Consider the following 19,880-nt stretch of genomic DNA (forward strand, 5'->3'; position numbering starts at 1 on the left):
AGTAAGTATTTAATTGCATTATAATTTTTAATTTTGTATAGACATCCAAAATATTTCTTCCCCGTTCTTTAAATTTATTTTTTAAGGATTACTTTTCTATGCGTAAAATTTGTTATCCCATTTTTTTTCTTCCACTTTTTAGTGTTTTGAGTTGTCAAAAGGACGGCAAAGTTTCTTCGAATCAAACTCGAAATACAAGTTCAAATCATACAGCTATGATTGAAATTTCAAATCACACAATAAAAAATTCTGCTGAAAATCATAAACAAAATTTTTTGGATAGGGCACTAAATAAATTAACCACGACAAATAGTGATGAATTTGAATACACAAAATCAACACCACTACTTGGCCAAGGCTACAATTCAAACAATGATGAATATCTTTCCCAGTGTGTTAGTGATTCTGCTTCAGATATTGAATATTTTGGTCAAGCTACAACAGAACCTATGCAACGACTAAACATGACCTATGACCAACTTAATACGATAATAAATGGGAAAGCTAGTGGTAATGTTTCCCTATCCACTTTTTCTGCAAACGGAGAATTTGAATATTCATCTAATGCACAACATACTGAAAACAATATCACATTCACAAATATTGTGAATTTTGACAATATAAAATTTAATCTTAGTAACCCAGAACTGTCACAATCGGCTTATAGCTTAATAAATTTTACAACAAAACAGGTTAGCCCAATTGCCAATGACGTTTGTGGAAATAAATTTGTCTCGTCTATAACACTAGGCGCAAAATTAGCAATTACAGTTAAAATTTCAATGAATGATGCCATTGAAGCAAGAAACATAGGTGGAAAATTAGATGTCAACATGCCTAATTTTGGAAGCATTGCAGGTTATTTAAATAGTTTAACTTCTGAAACAGCAAAAAATAAATCAATTTCTATTTATATTATTCAAGTAGGTGGTGATGTCAGTCAATTAGCGCGCGCTATTCCAAATAATGCATTAAAGTGTAGTTTAGATACTCCCGAAAATAGAGCAGCTTGTTTAGATACCTTAGATGCGTTAATAAAATACCAAAAAAGTGTATTCATTCCATCTGTCGTAAATTTAAAATACGAAACAAATAATCTTCATGGACTTGCAACAACGTCGACTGTTTTATCCGACTATAGAAATAATTCCATCTCATATACTGAACCTACAAATAAATCAAATGCAATTATTCTTGTTAGTCCAACTCCAATAAAATTAGTTGATTCTAACATTAAACTTTCTAGAAACGAACTTGCAAATTTGTACAAATTTGAAAAATACATTTATTCTAGAACAAAAGAATTACTTTCAATTCGCATGAATGATTATCAAAAAAACCTAATTCAAAATATTCAAAATAATGCTGCAGATAACATGAAATTATATAGTCTAGCAGGAAACAGTTGTTATCGGGATATTGAAAATTGTATAGCAAGTAAAGAATCTGCAATACATAATGCAATAGAGTATGATGCATCAGTACTCGATTTTAAACCCATTTTACCTGCCATGAATATTTCTGGTTTTTGGTTTAATAGCATTTTAAATATAAGTCTAAATGTAGCGCAAATTGGTATAAATGTTGATACAATATATACAGATGAAAAAAATATTCAGCACCATGACTATGGTATGTTTACTAATGCAAATAGTATTCAAGCAGACTCTGAAAGTACGACCACAGTTGAAGATGAAGTCTGTAATTTTAATAAAAAAGTAGTTTATTCTTTAGAGCAAAAAAATAATAAAAATTATTTGTTGAAGTATGAAAGAATTTTAGAAAATAAATGCGGTATACCTAAATCTTTCTGCGACTTACCCAATGAAAAACTATTTCAACAAAGCTGTGAGCCATTAGTTTTTCAGATGATACAAGAACAAAATGTTTTAAATATATTAAATAATTTGGCAAAAAAAATATAATTTCTAAGAGGATCATATGATAAAATTATACTACTCAGCTATAGCTTTAAATTTTTTAATTTTTTCTTCTACATTTGCTGATACGTTTATTCCATATTCAAATATGAACAGTATTTCTTTAGGTTCAGGCTATATCTCAAACAAACAGACTGCTACTTCTAAATGTATAAATGGAAAAATAAATTACACTGGGGTAAATACTGCACAAGAAGATTTCATTCACAATGCTTCCTATAAACAAATTTATGATAGTCTAACAGGTGGTGTATCAGGCAGCCTAAACTTTTCTTATTTTAATTTAAATGGAAAGTTTGACTATGCAAGTAGCACGGCTAGTAATGACTTAAGTTTAAGTTACACTGATATTGTTTCCATAACTCCAAAAATGATTTCCCTCAATAATTATACTTTAAATCCAAAACAAAAGGATCTTTTAATTAACAAAGATGGAACTACAACAGATAATGTTGAAGTTATTTGTGGGGATCAGTTTATTAAACAAGCAGTTATTGGTGCAAAGCTATTTATAAACATAAAATTTTCCTTCAATAATATTGCTGATAAAAAAGATTTTTACGGAAAAATAGGCGCAAATATTTACTCAATTGCCAATATTCAAGGGAGTTTAAATGTAAGTGACAAAAAATTACTTGCAAATACAGTTGTGTCAATCCAAGCAAAACAAATAGGAGGAGATCCCTCTCAATTGACTACTGCAATCCCTGAAGATTCTGTCTATTGTAGCTTAGATGAACAAAGTGAAATTGTTAATGGTAGAAAAATAAATTCTATGCAAAAATGCTTAGATATATTAGAAAGTTTTTCAACCTATAAGCAAAATTTTGCTACACAATTAATAAATAAAAATTATGACCCCAGCGATTCTAAAGGCTGGGCTTATTTTGGTTGGATTGCGACACAGTATAAAAATGCTTTGCTGAGTGTTGATGATAAACCCATTCAACTCATTCCAAAAATACCTTCACCACCTTTGGCGCAGGCTATTATAGACACGAGAAATAAGCTTAAATCAGCATTTGACTTGCAAACTAAATATTCTGGACAAATTGCAGATTTATTTTTATTTAATTTAAAAGCATCTAAGATAAATGAATTAAAGTCGTTAACAAAAGTGATTAGCAAAAATTTAGACCTCATTTCTAGTGCTGCTGAACAATGCTTTGGAGATGAAATTATTGATTGTATAGAAACTAGCAATTTTTATCTCAAAAAAATGACTCCTATTAATGAAAAATTATTGCAAATCAATGAATTTTCAAAAAGTAATTTTTCACTTTTAGGCAGTTGGTATTTAAAACAAGATAATTTTAATTCGTTTCTAAATTTTTCCTCAAATGGGCAAAAAGTTACTTCAATTGTAAATTTACCTCAAGAACAAAATACAACTATACTAGCGACTGGTGGCTTCACTGACAATCAAACTCTTTATCTAACAGGTTATGGTGAAAAAGATAAATTTAAAGATAATAGCAAGATAAAATGCATTAAAAATACAAGTATCAAAGTTAAATTTTTAGACCCCAATAAAGTAATCGTACAATTTAAATCTCAACCTCCCATGTTTCAATACGATAATAATTGTCCTATCATTGATAGTGATTTTTGTATTTTTGAAGCTGGTGACCAACTACCTATAACCGATCATTTGATAATAAATCCCCCTATCTGCAAGCAATACTACTATTCAAACCTACCTATTATTCAAGAAATGAGATTAAAATGAAAATAAATGTTAAATTGTTTTCATTTTCAAGTATACTCTTTTTAACCAATCCTCTTGTTGCTAATGCTGAAGATAAAAAATTTCCTGCTGAAGGGTTTGATTCATACCTGCATACATTTCAAGGTAATTGCATTAAACAGGATTTAGATAAACTTTATTATTACGGACAAAATACCAATGATATAAATTACTATTTTGATCTTTCTGCTCAGCAAATGGCACATAAACTAGAAACCAAAGGGTCTGGTGGTGTAAATTTTAGAATTATTTCAGGAAAGACAGAAATAACTTTGAGCAAAGAATATTCCTCTAATCAAAATAGTTTATCTTTTGTTTATGATAATACAATTACTGGGAAATCCGCAATAATACATGATCCTACTCTTACTGATTTAGGAAAATCAGCTACTTATTTAACGGAATCTGAAAAAAGAAAAATTTGTGGAAATAAATTTATATCAGCTATTAATTTAGGTGCCAAATTTTTACTAAATGCAAAATTATTTTTTAAAAATGAAGAAGCTAAATCGCGTTTTTTAGTTACGGTCTCTATGAAATTCTTATGGAAAACTTTTACCAGAACTGTAGTAGATGAAAATTTAAGAAAATTTAGTAATGATGTTTCTATTGTTGTTTCAGCTACTCAAATTGGTGGTAGCCAAGCAAAGTTTCAAAATTTTTTAACCCGCATAGGAGGTAAACCAAATTGTTCATTCGATAATTTACGTCCATGTCAAGAATATTTTCAATCTTTAATTAGATATAGTCAAACAGAATTTATAGCACAGTTAAACGATATGCAATATTCGCTTAATCCAGAAGAAGGACCTGTTCCATTATCATTTGTTTTTTCTGACTATTCTAATTTTGGTTTTCTAAATTTAACCAGTAACTCAACGTTACCTTTAGATTATCAAGCAAACCTAACACAAAAAAATGTTTTAAATAATATTCAAAATAAAATTGAAGATGAATATGTTAATAATGAAAGAGCTAGTCAATTTATTTTGAATAAAGATACTTTTCTCTTAACTGATAAACAATTGAAATCAATACAAGAATTACAAGAAGAATCTAATTTTAATTTAACAAAATTGATATATGCTAAAGAAACTTGTTTATATAATAAATACCAGTGTCTTGAAATACAAAATATTATTTTTCCTCAATTAGTCAATTATGATTTAGCAACACTAAACCCACAAAACCCAAATAATAAGGAATTTCAATAATGAAATTAAAATTACTTACCCTACCATTTCTTCTTGCATCAGTTGTGCATGCCAATCCTAAATTAAAGGTTGATATTAGTGTCAGTGGTAATAAAATGACTTGTACCCCAACAATTGAAAATGGAAATATTGCCGACTATACATTTTCATACCAATGGTTAAGAAGTTTTCAAAATATTAAAAATGATATTTATGGAAAATTTCCAAATAGTGCTTTTGAAGAAAACACCACTACCTTACCTACTGTTTCTTTAAAAAATTTAAAGAATGGTATTTTTCATTGGACCCGCTGTAAAATAATTGCAACTCCAAAAGAAGGTAACAAATTATACAGTTTAAGTATTCCAAAAAAATTGACTGTGATTAATTTAGAAAATGTGCTTAGGGTAACTAATAATAGATTTTTAAAAAATGGTGAATTATATGATATATTATCAGATGATAAAGGTCCGTATAAAATAAAAAAACTTAATTTTCCAGAAAAAATCTCTAAAGTTCTAGAAACATCCTTGTTAACAAAAAAAACAATATTTGTTAACTACGAAAATGGTAAATTATCGACAATAGATAAACAATTCATAGAATTGCCTTCCACAATATCATTAATTGAAGATAAAGTTTTATATAATGGTCCTAGTGTTCTTTTAAATAATGGAGATATTTACTACATCGATGATAACAGTCCCTACAAGACATATAAAATATCCTTACCAGCTAGAGCACAGAAAATTTTTAGTACTTCATATAATTTTTATGCCCGTCTAGAAAATGGAGAAGTTTATTCTTGGAATAAATCACTAATTAGCAATGAAAATATTATTTATCCAATTGCGAAAGATATTTTAAAAAATATGCTTTTTGTCAATGAAAACCAAGGTTTTTCAAGCACTTATATTTTAAATTCGCAAGGCGAACTTTTTGCAAAAGGTAATAATTATTGTGGGATCAACATACTAGGATGTTTAGGGATATCAGACACGCAATCAAATTTTGTAGAGAAGGAACAAAAATTAATATTTCCATTACCTGTAGAAAGAATTTTAAGTAATGATTTGGATTATCCGACAAGATTCGTTAAATTAGTAGATGGTAGTCTTTGGGGTTGGGGAAATAATATTTCTGACGGTGTAGGCATTGATTCAACTGATAATGTAATATCGCAACCACAACAAATAAAGCTCCCTAGTCCTATAAAAGAATTAGTTCAATATCGAAATGAAAATTTTAATTTTTCTGGATTTTCTTATCTTGCGTTATTGGAAAATGGAGAGTTATACGGCTGGGGAAAAAATATTTTTAATGCAAATTCACAGTCTATTAACTCAAAATTACCTATCAAAATTGATTTCCCTAAAAAAATTAAATCTATTAAATATAATGACAGGTTTATTAAAATAATATTTGATGATTACACAAAATATACCGATCAGCCAGACTCTGTCAAAGTTGCTAAAGATAACATTATAATAAATGAAAATGGAAATCTTTACTTAGTAAAACCCAAATATTTAAATGTCGAACCTATTAATATTAATATTCCTTCTTCAGTCATCAATACATTTGGTGGAAAGAACTTTAATAACATAATAGAAGGCTATGCAATTACAAAAACTGATGAAATATTTTATTTTAAAATTAATGAAAAAAATGAACAGTATTTTAGAAAACTGGAATCTGACCTTGATATTAGTAAAATAATAATTTTAGATGAATATAAAATTATTATTTCAGATGAATAATAAAATATTTTTCATTCTTTAAAACAAAAAAACAACCTTAAATTCTTAAGGTTGTTTTAATCACATTAAAATGAAATTTAATTTGCTTTACTTGCTTCAACTGCAGCACTTTCCATCCATAATGTAAAGATATCAGTTGGAGTTAAAGAACTAGTTTTATTTTTCGGCTCCCATCTAGCATCTACAATTGCATCTTTTTGCAAACCGTCTTGGAATAGCGTTCTATTAAATAAAGGAAAATTTCTAGCTGTTGGTGGACAGGCATTTAATAGGTAACGAATTCCTGTTTTAGGATCAGTACAATCAGTGGGATAAAAAATATTTGTCATTTCTTTTTTATTCGCTATATTATAAGCAAAATTAAATGTTGATAATTGTTTACTTATATCAACTACAGAAGCATTATTTTTTGAATTTTGATTTCCATAGAGTAATGAATTTATAATATCGTTCTTGTTAGCTTCATAACTCATGGCTTTTAAAGGTTCAGAAATAAGCCTTGCAGTTCTTACAGCAGAATCTCCATGCGCTACTAATCCATCACCAGAATCATTTAGATCTAAATTTCCAAAACATTTTTTAACATACGGATTATAGTTACTCGCTGTTTTACCTTCATAATCTGTTTTGCTACAGATACTACCATCAAAAGTTTTTTCACCTAATTTTACTCCATAAAAACGATCTTCAGGTTGAAATGCAAATAATTGAGAACCAACAGCAGAGATATTAAAACTCGTTAATGGATTATTTGGAATTTGTGTACTACCATAGACAGCATCAAATACCGTATCCATAGCTTTTTTAGCAATTAATGATTGCGTATAAGGAACAACTCCATCTTGGGTAGAATGTAAGAAGATAATTGAACCGGGGGCTGATTTACGTTTTTCCATTAAAACTTTTAAATAAGGCTTTAATAATTCGGATATAGCATTTTTTCTTTTTTCTTCTGGTAGCGAAATTATGATGCTTTTTAATTGCGCAAAGTTATCTAAATTTAATTTTATTTTATCAATTAAATCTTTAGATGGATTATCAAAACTCAAATTTGGGTTTCTATTTGCTGCAAATAAAGCTTCACCAATAAAATTTATAAATTGCTTTAAAACTTCTGGCTTAAGACCCGTTATTTCAGTTAATCCTAAAATCATTGTTAAATTATTAAATTTATTATTATTATCATCAACAATTAATAATTTTAAATATATATTTAAATAATTAATAAAATCAAGAAAATTCTTTACTTCACCTTCTTGAATTAATGGCAGTGTTGCAGGAATTATTTCGTATCCTAAATTTATTTCTGCTTGTCCCTTTACTAAAATATTATAAATGGAACAAGATTTATTTGCTGGATTTGCAATATCCTCAGAGTAATTGCACTGTTTTATATTAATTTTATCATTATGTGCTTTTTCAATTGAACCTTTTATCTTTAACAGAAGATTACCATCAGAATTTGTTTCATCTGTTAAATTTTTTAATATCGAAAAAACGGGTGCTAACTTTTCATTTGCTGTTAATGCAGGATAAGTAACAGTATCAAATGTATTAATTATATCGTTTATTACTACGCTCCAATTTTGCATTCCCACTGAAATATACGGGGCTAAAAAGACTATATCTGATGCCCCAATCCATCCTATTAGTTTATTTAATTCTTTTTGATCTTGCCCAATAGGAGCCAATCTATAATCTGAAATATATGAATTGTTTTTTAACTCTGGTATCATAGGTAACGCATTTAAAATACTGGTATCATAAATATTACCTGCTAGCATATTTTGGGTAACAACTCTAAAACCACCAATTAAAAGGGTTGAAGGTGTATAAAATAACCCTGCAGAACTAAATAAAGGTAAGAAAGACATTTTTTTAATATCAATATTCCCCAAACCACCTTCTAAAGTACTTTTTAGCATTATCCCAGTTCTTCCAATAGCAGCTAATAAAGTTGCACCTCCACGGCTATCAGATACACCAATCGTTTTAGGGCCAGCGATTAATCTAAAAGCAGGATTTTCATTAGTATAATAATCTAAATTTAAATTGAAATTCGGATCAACATTGTTTGAAAGAATATTTGGTTTTTCTTTTGTAGTAACTGCTAATTTTGAAATAGCATTATGCAATCCTAAAAAAGAATTAACATCGTTATCTAACGGTGATTTTTCACCTTCTGCAGCAACAGCTGGTTTTATTACGTTACCTTTTGCGTCCCCACAACTGCGTTTAAAATTGTTAGCTACAGTTCCACCAATGGTTGTGATAGAACAAATGGGTTCACCCGGAAAGCTTGGGGCAGCTACAATTCCTTTTCCTAAATTATTTTGCAAAACTCTTGCCATATTTGGCAGAGAAAGACCTGCATCGCCACCATGCGCATACATAATTAATTTAAATTTTTCGTCAATTTTATCTGTATCAGGAATAGTAACAATGGAAGAATATTTTTGCTCCGATCCATTTAATTTATAAATAAGTACATATGCTGTACCTTCTGCAAATTCTTTAGTATCAATCTTGCCTTCTTTGGTAGAATAAATTTTAAATTTTGATTTTTTATTAATACCACTGAGCGTTTTATAAGCACTAAGATCGCTTGGTGCTACCTTATCTCTTTCATAATAAGGTATAGAAATAAATTCAGGATTTGTTACTTCTGCTACCTGATCATCAAAACCAGCCTCAACTAAAACATCTGCTAATTTTTTAACACTTACAATTTCTGTTGCTTGTGTTTTAGTTGCCATTTGACTTACATAATTTTGGACTAATTTTGTTACTTCTGCATAATTAGAACCATCAGGAGCAAAATGTTTAGGCATTTCACTTAAGTTTTTTATAAGCCCTGCTTTATCAGTAGCAGACACAGCTTGATCACAACCCGGAACACCAACTTTTGCAGCAAACGCATCCCATTTTTGACAATTTGTTTTTCCTTCTTTCTGCATATCCGTATTGCCTTTAAAATTACAACCAACTATGGCAAGGCAAGAAAGAAAACTCGAGACAGAATAAACAATACGGCGCATATCAATTCCCTCTTTTAATTAGGCAATAGAGTACTACAAGTACAGTAATACTTAATATAAAATTTATTTTTCTTGTACGGAGTTCCTCTAAAATACTCCAACCCAACCTTTTTCTCTCTCTAAGATAATCAAATAGTTGGCTTGTTATTGTAAGTATACTTTTCTAAAAAATTTGGCAAGTATCAATTAAAAATTGTTTGAGTTGCAAAAGAAGTATTTAGGTGCTAATTAAAACTTGTATTTACCTAACCTCTCTCTCTAAATTTTTGGTTGGCTTTTTTTAAAACATTTTTTTATTTCCTATTTAAAAGCATTTAGAGGGACATATATGCTTCGCTTTTCAAGTAAAAATATAAAGAAATTTCTAGGCAAAAAAAATTTAATAAATTCTTCTCTAATTGCTATATTGGGGAGCTCAATTACTATTCAAAGTAATGCGTTTGGTGAAGAAACAAATAGAAAAAATTCACAAAATATTGCACAAAATACAAATGCAGTTGATGAGAAAAAAGAAAATCACAATATCGATCCAACCGCAGATGTTGCTGGTGGTTTAGGAGAAAAGGGAAGAAAACCTCCTAAATATGCTGTTTTACAAACTGGAAAAACATTACCAGAAGGCATTTTTAAAATTGATCTTCCAGTGGCATACAGTTTTGGCAATCAAGGTTTTGATAGTAATGGAAAGAAGGTTGATAACGGAATTTCCATGAAACGGGTCATTACTGGTATGGCAATTCAATATGGATTGACAAATTCATTATCTATTGCAGTTGGTTTTCCTTATACTGCTTCTTACCAACTCGGAATGAATGGTGACAGTGTAGCGGCAAATTCAGAATTATATGCAAAATATTATAATCACGTTCTTCATGATCTTTCTACTAAACTATCTCAAATTAACAATGGCGCTTTATGCGGATTTAATAATACGCCTGACTCCTGCGCAGGTTTTATTAACGGCGGAGGATCTTTAAATAACACTGCTACTTTAACAATTCCTCTACCAACTGGTGAAACATTTACGTTTAGCTCAGCCAGCCCATTGAAAGATCAAATTAGAAATATTTTACTTACAGCTTCGCAGCCAACAAACGGAGCAACCGGATTAGGTGATATTCAGGTCGGCTTTTTATGGAGCGTTATTTCAGAAGAATCACCTATCAGACACGTGCCGCTTTATTTTTCAATTGGAGGCGGTCTACGAATCCCAACAGGAAAATTTAATTTAGTAACTGCAATGCGCTCCACAGGCGGAGACGGCACCTTAATTACTGGTGGTGGTACTTATGATGCCATCGCGCGGTTCAACCTTGATTACGTAGTTGTCCCAGGAGTTATATTAAGCTGGCAACATCAAGCTGAATATTCAATTAACAAAGTTAACTTACGCAGAACAAGTATGCTTGATAATACATCTTTTAACACTGCGGACACATCTACTGGTGACGGCCAAGGTAATGATTTAGAATTTTGGCGCAAAGGTTTGCACCACATCGGATTTTTACAAGCTTCTTGGGGATTAGGAAATGTCTCTTCTGACCTAAAGTGGTTAGGATTATATACTCAAGCTAAATATAATATTGCAGCTAAAGCCTATTTAAATGGTCAGCCTATTTATACCGTGGGCGATCAATTTTATTTAGGAGAATCTTCCATGCACCCAGATCATGGATATGAGCAATACTATTCTGTTGTAGTTGGATCAAAATTTAGTGGCTTACCTTATATGATTCCTGCAGAATTTAGCGCTGAATTTGAATACCCATATGCTGGTTATAACCGCATGGTTTCCCCAATGAATGCAAAAGGCGTATTATCAATTTATTTTTAATATTTAAAGGTATTGAACATTTAAAACCTCTTTGATCCCAAGGCCAGCAGCGTTTTCGCTTAAAGAAAGAATGTTACCGTCTAAAGTAACACCGCCAACGACAGGATTTTCAGCCAGTAAAGCCGGTGAATCTAAATCACAACGAACAATAGCTTTTTTCGCTGCCGCTAAATGCGCGGCAGCGGTAACTGCAATCTGACTTTCTAACATACAACCCAAAATACATTCTACACCAACTGCTTCTGCTATGTTTAAAATTTTTTGGGCTTGAAAAATTCCACCAGCTTTAGCAAGTTTTATATTAATCATATCTGCAGCTTTTTTCGCACAAATTTTAAAAGCATCTAATGGAGTAAAAACTGACTCATCAGCTAAGATTGGGGTCATGACATGTTGAGTTACAAATTTTAGATCATCTATTCTACTAGCTAAAACAGGTTGTTCAATAAAATCAATATTAAGCCCAGCATTTTCAATTTTGTGAATGAGACGTACTGCTTCTTTCGCTCCCCAAGCTTGATTGGCATCGAGACTTATTTTAATTTTATTTCCAACAGCAGAACGAATATTCTGAACCCGATCGAAATCATGATTGGTGTCTATTCCTAATTTTAATTTTAAATCAGAAAAGCCGTCCTCTAAAGCAACAAGAGCATCTGCTATCATAACTTCAGATGAATTTGCACTTATAGTAACAGAAGTAAAAGTTAAATTACGATAACCACCAAGTAGTTTGTATAAAGGTAAATTTAGAGATTGGGCATATAAATCGTAAATTGCCATATCCAGAGCGGATAATGCTGAAGTATTATGTATCAACGAAACATGAATTTTAGACATTATGCTTTCTATACTAGCAATTTCTTGTCCAATAATTCTTGGTATTAGAACATTTTTTAAGGTATGGTAAATGGAATCTTGGGAGTCACCGGTAATGGCTACTGTAGGTGCAGCGCTGCCAAAACCAACTAAGCCTGATTGAGTGATAAGCTTCACAATGATGTCTTCAGCAAAATAAACCGTTCTTAAAGCCGTTTTAAATGGCCTTTTTAGAGGAATTTTAATTTTGCCGATTTTGACATCAACAATTTTCAACCTAAACCATCCACACGTTGACGAAGTTCAAGACCTGTTTTCCAGAAAGGAAGTTTTTTCTCTGGCACTTCAATCTTTTCTCCAGTTTTTGGGTTCCGTCCGTCATAGGACTTATATTTACGCACAGTAAATGCTCCAAATCCACGGATTTCTACACGCCCGTCCTCAGTTAATGCTTCTGAAATTGTATCAAAAAACATATTGATCAATTCTTCCGCCTGTGGAGAGGTAACATCAGCCTTAGAAGAAAGAATTTCGATTAGTTCGCTTTTTACCATAAAAGGGGCTCCAGTGAAAACGTGCAATGGGAATGGGATCTTTTCAGATCCCGCTTACAGTATATGAGATAATCAATCTCATAGAAATGAAAATTTTTCAAAGTTTTGGCACCCAAAAAATTAAAAAAAATGCGAATAATCTCCTTAACCACCTCCCGATTATATTTTTTGGCTTTTCTTTTTACCGTATAAGCTCACTTATATGGCAAAAAAGTCTATAATATAAAAGGATCAGTTAACTATAAAATATGTATGCCCAACTTTAATTATATCGAAATAGAGGTGCGGTTATTTAGAAGCCATAGAAATTACCAAAATAACAAAGTGATTCAATACAAAAGCTGAAGAAGAACCCAAAAATCCTTCAAGCATAATTCTATTTTGGGAAGCAAAATAAATTTAAGGAAATGCACAAACCATCATCACCGAGGAGCCTGAGAAGAGTCACTTAACTTACTAGGAAATCCCTTCAACTTCGAGAATCAATTTTGAAGGGATTTCTATAGTCTAAACCAACATTTTTTAACTTCTTAACTTTGAAGAGAAGATCATATACTTCCTGTTAAACATCTTCTAACTAATGTAGGATTTGTTTTGATTTTAAAATTCATACTCTCAACAATTTGTTCTGTATTATTTGATGAAAATATCTCGCTATAATTAGTTTGCAATAACATTGCGAAATCCTGATAAGCACTATCTTCACACCCAGAGACAGCCGCTAAACCTTTCAATGTTTCGCCATTTCCTTGAGCAGCTTCCTTTTGTAAAGTCACATAATTAACAACAATATAATCTTTTTGTTCTTGGTACCTTGTTAGTGCCCCACTCGCGTTACAGTTTGATGTGCCGGTTGTTATCCCTAATGTTTGTGAAAAAGTTGAACCATTTGTAGTTGCCGCTAAAATTTGTTTCCACCATCTATTATCAGAAAAAATAACAGATCCTAATCCGCAACCAGCAGCACCAACTGCATAAACGTTTTGAAAAGACACAAGGCAATATAGAATCCAACTAAGAATAAATAGCTTACTTTTAGCATTGTGAATGATTGACATACTCACCCACCCTCCAATTATTAAATTGTATTAAATCAAAACTAACTATTCTTATGATACATACTTGCCAAAAAAATAGAATTACAAAACTGTCAATTATTTTATTATTTAAATTATACAATAAATTAAAAATTTTTTTTATTTTTTCTAAAAAAACATATTAGATCGAAATGCAAGAAAAAAAATAACAATTACCAAAATAAAAAATAAGATATTTTTCATATAGTTTTGCACTTCGATAATCCTAAAATAAAAATGTGAGAAAAACTTCTTTCAGAAATCTTAACACACAATTTCTTAAAATAAAATTACCATTGTGGATGTGAATTTATATTTTGGATTATTAGATTTTCTTCAGTTTCAAGCTTTGAGAATTTAGCTGATGATGCTGTAAATGTATTTTTCCAACCTATTGGTAGAGGCTCGATTAAATTATCTAATTTTTTAGCTGCTACTGTTGACTTAGCTTTTTTCCCACTTACCGGTCCATATCCAACAAAGAAACCTGCTGCTAACAGAGCAGCCCTTACCGATGTCGCTGATGAATATGTTATTAATTTAGAATCTACGTTTGCTTTTCTATATAATTTTTTAAAATTGCTATAGATCCACAAATGCGGATGTTTTGCTGGAGAAAAAAAATCGTAACACATTACATCTGCATTGGGAAAAAAGTTATAATCATCGTCACTCAAATTACTAAAATCGCCTTTCAGAAAAATCCATTCAAACTCTTTTATTGTCGATACCGAATAATGAAGATGATCCGTATTTAATAATAAATTCAGTAAAGCAAGATTTTTCTTTAAATGTGAAAAATATTCAATATTTTCTTTTAAAATTTGAAGACCTTCTTTTTCCAGGTCAAAACTAACTATTGTCAATTTTTTTATGTTTTTATTTCCAAGAAAGGCTTCATACATTGCAAATAATTGCGCGCCACAACCCATACCAAGATCATAAACAACATAATGAGAAAGAGAAGTTTGATTTATTCCTGACTGCTCAACATATAACTGCTCAGCTTCTAGTTTTGGTCCAACTTGTCCATGTAATATCTCACTTGTTTCTAAGTGTTTAAAAGTAAACTCACCATGAATAGTTTTTGTAAGTTCATATTTGTTACCCTGCTCTACTTTCGACATTGTTCACAATTTCCATCAATTTGAAACATATGATTGATAGGCTCAAATTGAAATTTAGTTTGGATACTTAGTAAAATACTAGATATCGTTTTGATATCTAAATGCACTTCCATAACTTTATGACATTTCGTACAATTTAGAATAATATGATTTGGATTTTCTTCGCAACGAGTATGGCAAGACAAATAATCACCAGAAGGAAATACCTGATGAATTAACTTTAAATGAATAAATGCTTCTAATATTCTATATACGGAAACTTGATCTATTTTTATATGGTAATCATTTAATAAGGTATCAAATATACTTTTTGGTGATAAAGGCACATTTGAATTTTCCAAACACTGTATGACTGCAAGGCGCGATTTAGTAATTCTTAGATTGTTTTCTTTCATAGCTTCAAATGCAAGTTCTTTAAATGATTTACCATTGCATTGTTCACCATGACTCGTGTGAGAATGTTGATTATCTTTGTGTAAACAGTGATTGTTCATTTGCCTTCCTTATCAGACACTTCCTCATCCTACATATTGCAAATTTTTTGCAAATATGCAAGACTTGATAACATTAAACTCTTTTATTTCTAGAGAGTTCCAATTCTATTTAAGGAGTCATTTATGAAATTTAGCTTGCAACATTCAGTGGCGTTCATTTTTTCAACTGTTTTATTCCTACACGCACATGCTCATAAGGCGCATAATCATGGAACAGCTAATATAGATGTAGCCATTGATGGTAATCAAGCAAAATTCAATTTTGAGATCCCGGCTGCCAGTATGTATGGTTTTGAACATGAAGCAAAGAATGAAAAAGAAAAAAAATTAGTAGCCGATAGCAAGCAAAAGTTTGAAAATAATATTAATAAAATCGTTATCTTAGAAGACCGCCTAAAATGTAACTTTCAAATCATAAAATTAGACCCTTTCTCAACAGATGATGAAGAGGATAGTTCAGACGATCAAAAAAACTCAAAATCTGCTGAAAAAAATAAACACTCAGCACAACATGGCGATTTTAAAGCAGAAGTCCTTGCAAAATGTGAAAAATCATTAAGCAAATCCAAATTATCCTTTGCCTTGATAAAGTTTTTCCCAAAAATAGAAAATATATTTGTTAAAGGACTATCTAATGAAAAACAATTCTCATTGCATCTAAAAAATGAGAAAGGCTCCCTTGAATTATGAAAAGTATTATTGAGATAAATAATTTAATATTTTCATACCATAAGAACGAAAAAATATTAGATATTCCTAAGCTTGAAATTTTTGAAAAAGACAGACTATTTCTTTACGGACCTAGTGGCTGTGGAAAAACAACCCTTCTAAGTATTTTAACAGGAATATTAAGTGCAACAGAAGGATCTGTGAAAGTGTTAAATCACGAATTTGTAGGATTAAAACCTTCTCTCCGCGATCAAATTCGCGGTACTGAAATGGGGTATATATTTCAACTTTTTAATTTGGTACCTTATTTAAATGTATTAGAAAACATTTTATTACCATGTAAATTAAACCCTTCACGGAGAAAAAATAAAACACTTTCTGAAATAAAAGAGAAATGTTTTGAAATAGCTAAAAATTTAAATATTACCCAAATACTTTCAAAAAAGGCAACAGATATTTCTATTGGGCAACAGCAAAGAGTAGCTGCTGCACGAGCGTTACTTGGCGATCCAAAAATTATTATTGCAGATGAACCAACAAGTTCCCTAGATGAAGGAACTAGAGAGTTATTTATTCAACAATTATTTGACCAATGTAGCACACAAAATACTTCATTAATTTTTGTCAGCCACGACAATAATTTAAAAAAACTGTTTAATAAACAAATCAATCTACCTGAATTAAATAAGGTAAAGTTATGATAACACTTTTCAAGGTAGCTTTCCAATCATTATTAAATAGAAAAACATCTTTTGTTCTTTCCATTTTGTCTATTGCTTTAAGCGTAACTTTATTTTTAGCAGTCAACGTTATAAAGGATGGAACTAAAGAAAGTTTTTCTAATACTGTAAGCCAAGCCGATCTTATAGTTGGTGCACGTGGTAGCGGATTGCAATTGCTACTTTATACTATTTTTCATTTAGGAAGCGCCACAAATAACATATCCTGGCAATCTTATGATGCTATAAAAAACTTACCGAATGTTGCATGGACTATTCCATTTTCATTGGGAGATAGTTTTCACGGATTTAGAGTGATAGCCACAAATGAAAATTTTTATAATTATTATCGTTACCTTGGTGACAAAAAAATTGAATTGATTTCAGGACACATGCCAAATAATATTTTTGAAACAGTAATAGGTTCGAGAGTAGCAGAAACTGAAAAATTAAAAGTTGGCGATAAAATAACTTTAGCACATGGAATTAGTGAGCAAAGTATTTTTAAACACGATGATAAACCATTTATTGTATCTGGAATTATTAAAGAAACAAATACATCAATTGATAGAGCTTTATATATTACTCTTGAAGGAATGGAAGCAATTCATATCGATTGGAAAGACGGAATACCTTCTAGGCAAGAAAAAACAAAAGAAAATATTAGAAAAGAAGATATTCAGATCACACAAATTACTTCATTCCTATTAAGAGCTGATAATAGAATTAACACACTTTCATTAATGCGATTGATTAATGATTATAAAAAAGAACCTTTATTAGCAGCTATACCTGGTAGTATATTAAGTCAGTTTTGGGAAACAATTGCTTATGCTGAATCAGCATTTCAAATTATTTTAATATTTGTCGTATTAATCGGTATTTTAGGAATGATGATTTCAATTTATACTTCTTTAGAAAGTAGAAGAAGAGAACTTGCAATATTAAGATCTATTGGAGCCTCTGCTAAAGCTATTGTATTTCTTTTAATAATGGAATCTTTTATCATATGTTTTCTTGGCTGTTTATTTGGACTAATCATAAGTTATGGAAGCATATATTTTCTAGAACCTATTGTTTTGAATAAATTTGGTATACTTATTAACCATAATGGATTTAAAAACTTTGAGTATGTTTATTTATTAATTATTATTTCTTTTGCCTGTTTAATTGGAATTATTCCTGCATTAAAAGCATATAGAAATTCTTTAACCGACGGATTGAGTATTAAGATATGATTATTTCGAAAAACAAATTATTAATTTCATTTTTATTAAACCAATTTTTTGCGCCAGTATTTGCACAAACTGATGATAAAAAAATAAATATTGTTACATCTATTCCCTATTTGACAGATATTTTGTCAAATACAACATGTAACTCAAAATCTATTAATGTTGATACTTTAATTCCTTTAGGTAATGATCCTCATCATTTTCATATAACAAAAAAAGAAAGAATTAGTATTGAAAAATCTAATTTAGTTATAATTATTGGTGCAGAATTTGAGCCTTGGGCAACGAAAATTAAAAAAAATAGCAAACAAAACTGGCTTGTTGTTACTGAAGGAATGGAATTAAAAAAAATAGCTTCTGATAATCACTCCAACCACGATCATAATGATCATACGGAGCATGATGATCATCACCATCATGAGCATAGCCAGCTCGAGTATGACCCGCATATTTGGCAATCTCCAGCACGTACAAAAATAGTTGCGCATAAAATAGCTCTTGAATTAAAAAAACAGCTTCCAGCTGAAGCAAAAAATATCGATACATGCTTAAAAAGCTATACATTGAAAATTGATGAAGAAGTAAAAGAGTTAAAAAAACAAATCGATAATCTACCGGCACAAAAAAGAAAATTTGCAACAAACCACGATGCACTGGGCTATTTTGCAGATGAATTTGGCTTTAAGATTAAAAGTATTGTTGGTTTATCTGATGAGTCCTCACCGACTGCTGCTCGTTTGAAAGAAATTATTACTGAAATCAAACAGGAAAATATACCGGCTGTATTTCTTGAAACAACAGGAAATATGCGTAATATAAAAACCGTTTCGAAAGAAACTGGTGTAAAGATTGGTGGTACTCTCTATAGCGACTCACTTGGAGCAAAAGGTTCTGGAGCCGAGACCGCTGTTGATATGTGGAAAACAAACGTAAAAACAATCCTTGAAGCCTTAAAAGAATAATTACTTTTATGGAAGATGTATGAATGAGTTACTTAAGTTGGCAACAATTAGTTGTAGGATACCCCAATAAAAAGCCTTTAACGAATCCCTTTTCAGGTGAAATTACTAATCCAGGTATTTTTGCTATTATTGGGCAAAATGGTTGTGGTAAATCCACATTACTTAAAACTTGGCTAGGATTAATTAAACCTCTAAATGGAACAGTTTTGCTCAACGATGCTCCTATTCCAACTGAACATAATATTTCACAAGGAATTGCTTACGTACCTCAATTTCATACCGTCAATAGATATTTTCATATCAGTGTTTATGATTTCATTAAACAAGGAAAAGGCCCTAGTCATACCTTTAAAGAGCAAGATATAACTGAAATTAATTCTTTATTGAATGAATGGCAATTGAACGGTTATGGTGAGCGTAGTTTTCATGAGTTAAGTGGAGGCCAAAAAACCCGCGCCATGATCATTCGAGCCGTTCTTTCAAAACCAAAAATGCTTTTTTTAGATGAACCCCTTGCTAGTTTAGATTCCTGCTGTCAGCAACAACTCATTGAAACTTTAGAAACCTTAACTCAAGAAAATAAAGTATGTGTTTTTATAGTAGATCATCATTTAGAAAACTTTAATCAATTTATCACAAAAAAAATTAAATTTACTCGAAAGCATGACCAAGAAATTTCTACTATAATTATGTAAATTATGATTAGAAAATTA

General features: G+C 30.5%; 16 protein-coding genes. 10 read left to right on the plus strand and 6 right to left on the minus strand.

Going from position 1 to position 19,880, the window contains the following annotated elements; translation table 11 throughout:
* Nucleotides 1–98 precede the first annotated feature (98 nt).
* The 4 genes from QEJ31_RS00845 to QEJ31_RS00860 are packed head-to-tail and all read left to right on the plus strand — an operon-like array spanning nucleotide 99 to nucleotide 6,640.
* Nucleotides 99–1,925 (plus strand): hypothetical protein, encoded by a 1,827-nt coding sequence (locus QEJ31_RS00845; RefSeq protein WP_280591885.1) that lies wholly within the window; start codon nucleotides 99–101, stop codon nucleotides 1,923–1,925.
* A 16-nt stretch (nucleotides 1,926–1,941) separates the two neighbouring features.
* Nucleotides 1,942–3,669 carry a hypothetical protein gene (locus QEJ31_RS00850; RefSeq protein ID WP_280591887.1) on the plus strand — a complete coding sequence of 576 codons (1,728 nt, stop codon included), beginning with the start codon at nucleotides 1,942–1,944 and terminating at the stop codon, nucleotides 3,667–3,669.
* On the plus strand, nucleotides 3,666–4,901 hold the full coding sequence (locus tag QEJ31_RS00855; protein ID WP_280591890.1) for a hypothetical protein: 1,236 nt from the start codon (nucleotides 3,666–3,668) through the stop codon (nucleotides 4,899–4,901). Before QEJ31_RS00850 ends, QEJ31_RS00855 begins: the two co-directional genes overlap by 4 nt.
* Nucleotides 4,901–6,640: a hypothetical protein gene (locus QEJ31_RS00860; RefSeq protein ID WP_280591892.1), complete on the plus strand. Its 1,740-nt coding sequence runs from the start codon at nucleotides 4,901–4,903 to the stop codon at nucleotides 6,638–6,640. The genes QEJ31_RS00855 and QEJ31_RS00860 overlap by 1 nt, the downstream gene beginning before the upstream one ends.
* Before the next feature lie 77 nt (nucleotides 6,641–6,717).
* Here QEJ31_RS00860 and QEJ31_RS00865 read toward each other — a convergent pair whose 3' ends face one another.
* Nucleotides 6,718–9,678 carry a hypothetical protein gene (locus QEJ31_RS00865; RefSeq protein ID WP_280591894.1) on the minus strand — a complete coding sequence of 987 codons (2,961 nt, stop codon included), beginning with the start codon at nucleotides 9,676–9,678 and terminating at the stop codon, nucleotides 6,718–6,720.
* A 328-nt stretch (nucleotides 9,679–10,006) separates the two neighbouring features.
* Between QEJ31_RS00865 and QEJ31_RS00870 the strand changes: the two genes are divergently transcribed.
* Complete coding sequence (locus QEJ31_RS00870; protein WP_280591896.1) at nucleotides 10,007–11,512, plus strand: hypothetical protein; 1,506 nt, start codon at nucleotides 10,007–10,009, stop codon at nucleotides 11,510–11,512.
* 3 nt (nucleotides 11,513–11,515) lie between these two features.
* Here QEJ31_RS00870 and QEJ31_RS00875 read toward each other — a convergent pair whose 3' ends face one another.
* The 5 genes from QEJ31_RS00875 to QEJ31_RS00895 form a co-directional block, all read right to left on the minus strand.
* Nucleotides 11,516–12,607, minus strand: a complete 1,092-nt coding sequence (locus QEJ31_RS00875; RefSeq protein ID WP_280591898.1) for a dipeptide epimerase — start codon at nucleotides 12,605–12,607, stop codon at nucleotides 11,516–11,518.
* Nucleotides 12,604–12,885, minus strand: a complete 282-nt coding sequence (locus tag QEJ31_RS00880) for an HU family DNA-binding protein (RefSeq protein ID WP_158999620.1) — start codon at nucleotides 12,883–12,885, stop codon at nucleotides 12,604–12,606. Before QEJ31_RS00880 ends, QEJ31_RS00875 begins: the two co-directional genes overlap by 4 nt.
* 548 nt (nucleotides 12,886–13,433) lie before the next feature.
* Nucleotides 13,434–13,943, minus strand: coding sequence for a DUF3015 family protein (locus tag QEJ31_RS00885; protein WP_280591899.1), 510 nt, complete (start codon nucleotides 13,941–13,943; stop codon nucleotides 13,434–13,436).
* A gap of 308 nt (nucleotides 13,944–14,251) precedes the next feature.
* Nucleotides 14,252–15,088, minus strand: a complete 837-nt coding sequence (locus tag QEJ31_RS00890; protein ID WP_280591900.1) for an MnmC family methyltransferase — start codon at nucleotides 15,086–15,088, stop codon at nucleotides 14,252–14,254.
* Nucleotides 15,076–15,582, minus strand: a complete 507-nt coding sequence (locus tag QEJ31_RS00895) for a transcriptional repressor (RefSeq protein WP_280591901.1) — start codon at nucleotides 15,580–15,582, stop codon at nucleotides 15,076–15,078. Before QEJ31_RS00895 ends, QEJ31_RS00890 begins: the two co-directional genes overlap by 13 nt.
* A gap of 123 nt (nucleotides 15,583–15,705) precedes the next feature.
* On the opposite strand from QEJ31_RS00895, the gene QEJ31_RS00900 reads away from it, so the two are divergent.
* The 5 genes from QEJ31_RS00900 to QEJ31_RS00920 are packed head-to-tail and all read left to right on the plus strand — an operon-like array spanning nucleotide 15,706 to nucleotide 19,862.
* Nucleotides 15,706–16,272: a DUF2796 domain-containing protein gene (locus tag QEJ31_RS00900; protein ID WP_280591902.1), complete on the plus strand. Its 567-nt coding sequence runs from the start codon at nucleotides 15,706–15,708 to the stop codon at nucleotides 16,270–16,272.
* Nucleotides 16,269–16,952: an ATP-binding cassette domain-containing protein gene (locus tag QEJ31_RS00905; protein ID WP_280591903.1), complete on the plus strand. Its 684-nt coding sequence runs from the start codon at nucleotides 16,269–16,271 to the stop codon at nucleotides 16,950–16,952. The genes QEJ31_RS00900 and QEJ31_RS00905 overlap by 4 nt, the downstream gene beginning before the upstream one ends.
* Nucleotides 16,949–18,208 (plus strand): FtsX-like permease family protein, encoded by a 1,260-nt coding sequence (locus tag QEJ31_RS00910; RefSeq protein WP_280591904.1) that lies wholly within the window; start codon nucleotides 16,949–16,951, stop codon nucleotides 18,206–18,208. The genes QEJ31_RS00905 and QEJ31_RS00910 overlap by 4 nt, the downstream gene beginning before the upstream one ends.
* The gene (locus tag QEJ31_RS00915; protein WP_280591905.1) at nucleotides 18,205–19,167 is read left to right on the plus strand and encodes a metal ABC transporter substrate-binding protein; all 963 of its coding nucleotides are present in this window, start codon (nucleotides 18,205–18,207) and stop codon (nucleotides 19,165–19,167) included. The genes QEJ31_RS00910 and QEJ31_RS00915 overlap by 4 nt, the downstream gene beginning before the upstream one ends.
* A 23-nt stretch (nucleotides 19,168–19,190) precedes the next feature.
* Nucleotides 19,191–19,862, plus strand: a complete 672-nt coding sequence (locus tag QEJ31_RS00920) for an ATP-binding cassette domain-containing protein (RefSeq protein WP_280591906.1) — start codon at nucleotides 19,191–19,193, stop codon at nucleotides 19,860–19,862.
* Nucleotides 19,863–19,880: the final 18 nt, after the last annotated feature.

Origin of the sequence: Pigmentibacter sp. JX0631, assembly GCF_029873255.1 — a bacterium.
Lineage (GTDB): Bacteria > Bdellovibrionota_B > Oligoflexia > Silvanigrellales > Silvanigrellaceae > Silvanigrella.

Bases quoted from the DNA above. Each gene is read 5' to 3' on its own strand.
- QEJ31_RS00845 (WP_280591885.1), top strand. From the start codon at position 99: ATGCGTAAAATTTGTTATCCCATTTTTTTTCTTCCACTTTTTAGTGTT.
- QEJ31_RS00850 (WP_280591887.1), top strand. From the start codon at position 1,942: ATGATAAAATTATACTACTCAGCTATAGCTTTAAATTTTTTAATTTTT.
- QEJ31_RS00855 (WP_280591890.1), top strand. From the start codon at position 3,666: ATGAAAATAAATGTTAAATTGTTTTCATTTTCAAGTATACTCTTTTTA.
- QEJ31_RS00860 (WP_280591892.1), top strand. From the start codon at position 4,901: ATGAAATTAAAATTACTTACCCTACCATTTCTTCTTGCATCAGTTGTG.
- QEJ31_RS00865 (WP_280591894.1), bottom strand. From the start codon at position 9,678: ATGCGCCGTATTGTTTATTCTGTCTCGAGTTTTCTTTCTTGCCTTGCC.
- QEJ31_RS00870 (WP_280591896.1), top strand. From the start codon at position 10,007: ATGCTTCGCTTTTCAAGTAAAAATATAAAGAAATTTCTAGGCAAAAAA.
- QEJ31_RS00880 (WP_158999620.1), bottom strand. From the start codon at position 12,885: ATGGTAAAAAGCGAACTAATCGAAATTCTTTCTTCTAAGGCTGATGTT.
- QEJ31_RS00885 (WP_280591899.1), bottom strand. From the start codon at position 13,943: ATGTCAATCATTCACAATGCTAAAAGTAAGCTATTTATTCTTAGTTGG.
- QEJ31_RS00890 (WP_280591900.1), bottom strand. From the start codon at position 15,088: ATGTCGAAAGTAGAGCAGGGTAACAAATATGAACTTACAAAAACTATT.
- QEJ31_RS00895 (WP_280591901.1), bottom strand. From the start codon at position 15,582: ATGAACAATCACTGTTTACACAAAGATAATCAACATTCTCACACGAGT.
- QEJ31_RS00900 (WP_280591902.1), top strand. From the start codon at position 15,706: ATGAAATTTAGCTTGCAACATTCAGTGGCGTTCATTTTTTCAACTGTT.
- QEJ31_RS00905 (WP_280591903.1), top strand. From the start codon at position 16,269: ATGAAAAGTATTATTGAGATAAATAATTTAATATTTTCATACCATAAG.
- QEJ31_RS00910 (WP_280591904.1), top strand. From the start codon at position 16,949: ATGATAACACTTTTCAAGGTAGCTTTCCAATCATTATTAAATAGAAAA.
- QEJ31_RS00915 (WP_280591905.1), top strand. From the start codon at position 18,205: ATGATTATTTCGAAAAACAAATTATTAATTTCATTTTTATTAAACCAA.
- QEJ31_RS00920 (WP_280591906.1), top strand. From the start codon at position 19,191: ATGAGTTACTTAAGTTGGCAACAATTAGTTGTAGGATACCCCAATAAA.